The organism is Pseudomonas tehranensis (genome assembly GCF_014268615.1).
Lineage (GTDB): Bacteria > Pseudomonadota > Gammaproteobacteria > Pseudomonadales > Pseudomonadaceae > Aquipseudomonas > Aquipseudomonas tehranensis.
In genome coordinates this window covers 1-566 of record NZ_JABWQV010000493.1, presented here as the reverse complement: position 1 = coordinate 566, position 566 = coordinate 1, and the positions used below count along the sequence as shown (strand labels likewise).

Annotated in this window: 1 protein-coding gene; it reads right to left on the bottom strand. The window is 67.7% G+C overall.

The window, feature by feature from the left end; genetic code table 11:
* Positions 1-566: PAAR domain-containing protein (locus HU811_RS27135; protein WP_186659207.1), on the bottom strand; the 566-nt coding region annotated here is incomplete at both ends.

Sequence of the window (566 nt, the reverse complement as noted above, 5' to 3'; positions counted from 1 at the left end):
GCCGCGCCACCGGCCAGCATGCACGGCAGTTTGCTGAAGAACTTGCCCTTGCCACCCTTGAGCATCAGTAACGCGGTGACCGCCAGCCCCACGCCCGGGGTCTTACCGCTGCGAATCTCACGCACCACCACTGAGCCGCCGCCAATGGTCACGTCCGGGGAAATCAATCCGGCCGACACCACCGTCGCATCGCAGGTGCTGCGGTCGCCGCTGCGCACGGCGGGCTGGCCGTTGATGGTGACTTTGTCCGAGCCTTCGGCCATGAACTGCGGCGGCATCGGTGGGTGCTTGGTGCAGATCACCAGGTCTTCCGGCCGGGTCTCCGTGCCGGGGGCGGGCGAGGCGACGGTGGGGCGCCACATCTGCGAGAAGAAGTTGCCGGCCATGTCCAGGTAGCTGGGCTCGGCTTCTTCTTCCGGCTCGGGCATGTCCAGTTCGGTGCCGGCCGGCGCGACATGGGAAACAACCGCCCCGGCGGCGCGGGCCGAGGGGATGTTGTTGGTGAAGGTGTCCTTGGAGCTGGTGAGGATGTTGGCCTGCACCGTGGGCGGGAAGAGCGCGTTGCC